The following is a 5,448-nucleotide window of genomic DNA, read 5'->3' as shown; positions in this document are numbered from 1 at the left end:
ATAAAAGGTGAAGATGAAAAGACTTATTACGAACATATAAAAGCCGTCTTATCAAAAGAGCCAAATATCACGGTGGACGACGGAGCAGATCTTATTTCAACACTTCATAAAGAATGTCCTGAACTTATAGAAAATGTCATTGGTGGAACAGAAGAGACGACAACAGGAGTCATAAGACTAAAGGCAATGGCAAAGGATAAAGCTTTAAAATATCCTGTGATTGCTGTAAACGAAGCACTTACTAAACATCTTTTTGATAATAGATACGGAACAGGACAATCAACTATAGATGCAATCTTAAGAGCTACCAACAGACTCCTTTCCGGTTCCATTTTCGTTGTTGCTGGCTATGGCTGGTGTGGAAAAGGCGTAGCAATGAGAGCAAAAGGAATGGGAGCAGAAGTTATAGTCACAGAAGTTGACCCCATAAAAGCTATTGAAGCAAGAATGGACGGCTTCAGAGTAATGCCAATGATAGAAGCTGCAAAACTTGGAGACTTCTTCTGCACAGTTACAGGAAACGTAAATGTCATCAGAGAAGAACATTTCAAGGTTATGAAAGATGGAGCTATTGTTTCAAACTCTGGACACTTTAACGTTGAGATAGATATTCCAGCTTTAGAAAAATTGGCAGTGAAGAAGAGACGTGTTAGAGACTTTGTAGATGAATATACGTTAGAAGATGGAAGGAGAATTTACCTCCTTGTCGAAGGAAGACTTGTAAACCTCTCTGCAGCTGAAGGGCATCCTGCATCCGTAATGGATATGAGTTTTGCCAATCAGGCACTATCCTGTGAATATTTAGTAAAAGATGGCAAAAGTCTAGAACCTAACGTTTACGTTGTTCCGGGACATATAGATAGACAGGTAGCAGAGCTCAAGCTAAAAGCTATGGGAATAGAAATAGATGAACTTACTCCCGAACAGATTGAATATCTAAACTCTTGGGAAATGGGGACGTAGAATGGTTGTAGATAAGGAGCTCTTAAAAGAGATAAACTTTGATAAAGGGGGCGGTCTTGTCCCCGTTGTCGTTCAAGATGTAGATACAAAAACGGTTTTAATGGTTGCTTATGCCAACAAAGAAGCTTTAGAAAGGACTATTGAAACCGGTTTTGCCCACTACTACTCCCGTTCAAGAAAAAAACTTTGGAAAAAAGGAGAAACTTCTGGAAACTTACAAAAGGTAGTAAACATTTACTTGGACTGTGATGGAGATACTCTCCTTTATGAAGTCAAACAAGAAGGAGTAGCTTGCCATACTGGAGAATACAGTTGCTTTTTCAGAAAACTTGCCAAGGAGAGATAAATGCAGGACATAGGAAAAGTTCTAGAAAGTCTTTACAAAACAATAGAAGAAAGAAAAAAAGATCTTCCAGAAAACTCTTACACAGCTAAACTTTTTAAGAAAGGGGAAAATAAAATACTCCAAAAAGTGGGAGAAGAAGCAGTAGAAACGATACTGGCATTAAAGTCCGAAAGCAAAGAGCGAGCAATATCCGAAACTGCAGACCTTTTGTATCATTTGCTTGTAGCACTTGTTAATAGAGGAATTACCTTAGATGAGGTAGCTTCAGAGCTTGGAAGAAGGATGAGATAATAACGGCATATAATTTTCCAATAACTTTATAATTTTCTTGTTTCCACTCTCACAAGCATAATCGTAAGCAGACTTTCCGTATTGATCTTTATGTTTCGGATTTGCTCGTTTTTCAAGCAATTTCTTTATCAGCTTTTCATCTCCTATCCATACTGCTAATATCAGTGGAGTTGTCCTTGATTTACTTGGTTGGTCAACATTTTGGGTACGTTTTAAGAGTAAATCAAATATTTCGTAGGCATTTTCCAGATTATTGTGTAAGTAAAGTTCCGAATTTTCGAAAGTTACTTTTAAAACCTCTTTTAAAAATTTTTGAACTTTTTTCGACTTAAGTAAAACCCGAATAATAAATCTAAAAATTTTATTCTTCTCAGAATCAAATATGAAAGGAAGATTTAAACTATCTAAACCTCTTGTAAAAGAACTCTTAAGTCTTTTCTCTTGGAAAAAGTAAAGTAGGTTCTCTTCGCTATCTAAAAGTTCAAGTAATCTCTTCTTCTCTTTTATAAATGCTATTACTTGAATGCTATACGCAAGAGGAGATATTTCATTATCGTGAATTTTGTCATCTACATTTGCTTCATGGTCTATAAGCAACTTCACTATTTCAACCAATCCTTTTCCAATTGCAAGAGATAATGCAGTTTCCTTCTCTTTTCTCAATTTCGCGTTTATTGCCTTTTTTGACATTTTTGGAATTAATTCCTTTGCAATCTTTAGGTGATCTTTGGTTAATTTATTTTTGTTTTCCAATATCTGAATTAGCACTTCAGATATACTAAGATTATCCTTCCCGCGCATTTCTATTCCCTTTTTTAAAACTTTTATCCAGAAGCCTTTTTCACGGTTCTCAGTATGACCTTTAAGTGCTGCAATTAACGGAGTATAGTTGTCGGTTTCTCTTATCCAGTTTGGATCTGCTCCCTTTTCTAAGAGTCTCTTTACAACTTTATGCTTACCTAAACCTGCAAATAAAGCAAGCTGACTAACAGGCTCAGAAAACTTTTTTATAATCCTGTTAGGATGTCTGTAGTCAGGTTTAAATTCTTCTTCCAAATTAAAAAGCTCTAAAAGACTTTTTTCCGTCTCTTTTTCCATCTTTGGAAAAGAATTTTTAAAGTAAGAAGAAAACTTCCTACTAAACTTATTCAAAATGACATTGCTTGGAACACCTTCAAAAAGGTTGTGAAATACTGCTTCTTTATAAAACTTTTCAAAATATCCTTTAGTATTCGATACCTTTGTTTCCTTCCTTTTTTTAAGCTGAGTAGAAACTAAAAGTCCTTCCTTAATTGCAAGTTCCACTTTTTTGCCTATCTGTCCTTTCCCGTTCTTCACTGCTTTCCAGTAGCATTCGCATGCTTTCTCAAACTCTCCCTTTAGAGTTAGAAATCTTCCTTTTAGAAAGTTACAGATAGGGTCTTCATCAATGTTTTCAAATTTCCCCAACTTTTTAAAAAGTTCATTAATTTCTTCTTTGTCCTTTTTAGTCTTCTCTACATCCAAAGAGAGTTTCTTTTCTACGAACTTCAATAGCTCCGTCAATTCTGAATTTTGAACTTTCCTCTTTCTCTCTACCTCTTTTTTCACTCTTCTAAGGTTGTGTTCTTGATCTATTCTCTTTATAGTAGGAAATAATCTGCCTTGCTTTCTCCTTTCCAAAATACTTTTTTAATTCTTTATAAAAATAGTCTGAAATCCTTGCTAAATTAAAGTAAATTCTCAATAGCTCGCGAGGGAATCCATTGAGTTTCTTAGGAAGTTTTTCTAAAAATATATTAGGTAAAGAAAAAGATGAGAAATCTTTCTTATGCGTGTAATCAACGAGAAACTCTAAACCTTTGCCGATTTCTGCGAGTAAAAGAAAAGATAAGAAAGGGGTTCTCTTTAGTTCTGAAAAATCAAGAAAAAGATGAGAAACTTACCAGAGAGTAAAGAAATAGTTGAGAAATTTCTAAAGGTATTTTTCTCATTTATTTCTTGATTTTAAAGAAAAAGTTGAGAAATTAGTTAGGGTGGCTTAACAGTTGCAGCTCTGGAAAGTTGATACTAAAATCAAGATTATCATGGGTGAGAAATTGTTCGGTGTAGAGTTTTCTGAGGTTTTAGAAGATATAAATCAACAGATAGAAATGGTTCTATTAACGCGGAAGGGGGAGAAGGTTCTTGACCCGCAATACGGTTGCGGCATTTGGGATTACCTTGATGAAGGAATAACGATAGCTCCTCTGCTTGTGGGGACTATTCATAAAGATGTTAACAGGAATGTTCCTTCTATTCGTGTAACAGATGTCAAGTTAGCTCAGGTAGGAGAAGACGGGAGTTTTGTTGATATAAAGCTGGAATATGAAGTGAAATCTTCTGGGATGAGGGGTTTTTATGAAGGAAGAGTTTATAGACCTTCGGGAAATATGGAATAAAGAGGAGCTTTACGATGGTCTATCCCGGCAAGATAGAACCATTTTGCGGAACTTACGCTATTCTGAGTGGTTAGCACGGAGCAATTTGATAGACGAGATAGCAGTTGGAAACCTGCTGGAAAAGCATGGTTATGTGGAACCTTTAGATTGATTTTTATCTTCTAATTTGATTTCTCCCTTGAGATACTTTTCAAGTATGCCCTTCTCCTCTAAATACTTCAGAATCAGTTCTGACACTTTGTGGTTAGGTCTTACCTTTTCTTCCTCGCAGGCTAACTGAAATAGTTTCCACAAAGTTGGGTTTACAAGGATGTGGGTATCCTTCTCTTTGTTCCTTAGCAAACTTAGGGCTTCCCACTTTTCCATACGAGTTATTGTAGGCGAAGAACTTGGATATTTGTATTTCCATAAATATGGATATATTTGGAGTTTTCGTTTAGAATAAAGGAGTCCCCCCTTGCGGGGGACAGTGGGCTAAAAGTTCTTTATGAGGAGCTCCGTCCCTCGTGGGCGGCTCCTCACCTTTGAGAATTCAGTAATTCCATAACTTGACTTGGAAACCTCTTTTGTGTGCCAGTTAAAGTCCTTGTATAACTCTTCTACAAGGTCGCAAGGATAGTAAGAAAGAACAAACTTTCCCTTAATGTTTTTCAAGATATCTGCAAGGTCTCTGTGGTCTTTTTCCGTGAATCCAGTCCGGTAGTAATGCTCCTTTTGGACGTATGGCGGGTCAAGGTAGAAGAGCGTGTTGGAAGTGTCGTATTTCTCTATGACCTTTCGGAAGTCAAGGCATTCTATCTGAACTATGGAGAGTCTTTCCCTTACCTGGTTAAGTCTTCTTAGAAATGGAAGCCAACGGGTGCTACTTGTTTTTCTGGTGTTAGCAGAAATGTAGTATCCCCAGCTGTTCCTTGTTCCTGAAAATGACTGAACTACGGTAATAGCGTAAAGTAGGGCTTTGTCTATGTTGTCTCGGAAATAGCCTGTTTTGAGTTGTTCTACTGCCATCTGGAACTGGCGTCTTGAGTGAAGGGTTCTTTTGGCTCTCCTTTTGAATTCCTGAAAGTGGTCCCTCAGGACGACGAAAAGGTTAACGAGCAGTTCATCGTTGTCATTGTAGATCTCCACAAGAGAGGGTTCTTTTCTGAATAAAACCCAACCTGCTCCTCCAAACGGTTCTACATACGTCATCTTCTGGTAGTTTGCTGGAAAGTGGGAGATTATCCACTTAGCGAGTTTACTTTTGCCGCCAATCCATGGGAGCATAATACAACCTCCTTCTGGGTTTTGCTGATGAAAAAAGGCATAGAGGAAAAGGGAGCTAAGGCGGGAGGGGAGCGACAGGAAGGCAAGGGGAGGTCTCCTTAGGACTTAGTGTTTAACTTCTTGAGTATTTCCGTCTTCTCTTTTGAGCCGGCGGAAGAGCCG

Annotated in this window: 7 protein-coding genes; 5 read left to right on the top strand and 2 right to left on the bottom strand. The window is 37.4% G+C overall.

Going from position 1 to position 5,448, the window contains the following annotated elements:
- The 3 genes from ahcY to hisE form a co-directional block, all read left to right on the top strand.
- Positions 1 to 963: adenosylhomocysteinase (ahcY, locus tag ABGX27_07770; protein ID MEO2069392.1), on the top strand; the 963-nt coding region annotated here is incomplete at its 5' end.
- 1 nt (position 964) lies between these two features.
- On the top strand, positions 965 to 1,309 hold the full coding sequence (gene hisI / locus ABGX27_07765; GenBank protein MEO2069391.1) for a phosphoribosyl-AMP cyclohydrolase: 345 nt from the start codon (positions 965 to 967) through the stop codon (positions 1,307 to 1,309).
- A complete protein-coding gene (gene hisE / locus ABGX27_07760) occupies positions 1,310 to 1,600 on the top strand; it encodes a phosphoribosyl-ATP diphosphatase (protein MEO2069390.1) in 291 nt (96 codons plus the stop codon).
- Here the strand turns inward: hisE and ABGX27_07755 are convergent.
- The gene (locus ABGX27_07755) at positions 1,574 to 3,262 is read right to left on the bottom strand and encodes an ankyrin repeat domain-containing protein (protein MEO2069389.1); all 1,689 of its coding nucleotides are present in this window, start codon (positions 3,260 to 3,262) and stop codon (positions 1,574 to 1,576) included. The genes hisE and ABGX27_07755 overlap by 27 nt on opposite strands.
- A gap of 404 nt (positions 3,263 to 3,666) precedes the next feature.
- Here ABGX27_07755 and ABGX27_07750 point away from each other — a divergent pair, with 404 nt between their 5' ends.
- Together ABGX27_07750 and ABGX27_07745 are read left to right on the top strand one after the other, a co-directional pair.
- Positions 3,667 to 4,020 carry a GPW/gp25 family protein gene (locus ABGX27_07750; protein MEO2069388.1) on the top strand — a complete coding sequence of 118 codons (354 nt, stop codon included), beginning with the start codon at positions 3,667 to 3,669 and terminating at the stop codon, positions 4,018 to 4,020.
- Positions 3,980 to 4,171: a hypothetical protein gene (locus ABGX27_07745; protein ID MEO2069387.1), complete on the top strand. Its 192-nt coding sequence runs from the start codon at positions 3,980 to 3,982 to the stop codon at positions 4,169 to 4,171. The genes ABGX27_07750 and ABGX27_07745 overlap by 41 nt, the downstream gene beginning before the upstream one ends.
- A gap of 323 nt (positions 4,172 to 4,494) precedes the next feature.
- Here the strand turns inward: ABGX27_07745 and ABGX27_07740 are convergent, their stop codons facing one another.
- The gene (locus tag ABGX27_07740) at positions 4,495 to 5,286 is read right to left on the bottom strand and encodes a DNA adenine methylase (protein ID MEO2069386.1); all 792 of its coding nucleotides are present in this window, start codon (positions 5,284 to 5,286) and stop codon (positions 4,495 to 4,497) included.
- Positions 5,287 to 5,448: the final 162 nt, after the last annotated feature.

The organism is Desulfurobacteriaceae bacterium (assembly GCA_039832905.1).
Taxonomy (GTDB): Bacteria; Aquificota; Aquificia; order Desulfurobacteriales; family Desulfurobacteriaceae; genus Desulfurobacterium.
This window is presented reverse-complemented; position numbering and strand designations above follow the sequence as displayed.

What these genes read in the sequence shown, in the direction of transcription:
- hisI (MEO2069391.1), top strand. Translation starts at nt 965, where the DNA reads ATGGTTGTAGATAAGGAGCTCTTAAAAGAGATAAACTTTGATAAAGGG.
- hisE (MEO2069390.1), top strand. Translation starts at nt 1,310, where the DNA reads ATGCAGGACATAGGAAAAGTTCTAGAAAGTCTTTACAAAACAATAGAA.
- ABGX27_07750 (MEO2069388.1), top strand. Translation starts at nt 3,667, where the DNA reads ATGGGTGAGAAATTGTTCGGTGTAGAGTTTTCTGAGGTTTTAGAAGAT.
- ABGX27_07745 (MEO2069387.1), top strand. Translation starts at nt 3,980, where the DNA reads ATGAAGGAAGAGTTTATAGACCTTCGGGAAATATGGAATAAAGAGGAG.
- ABGX27_07740 (MEO2069386.1), bottom strand. Translation starts at nt 5,286, where the DNA reads ATGCTCCCATGGATTGGCGGCAAAAGTAAACTCGCTAAGTGGATAATC.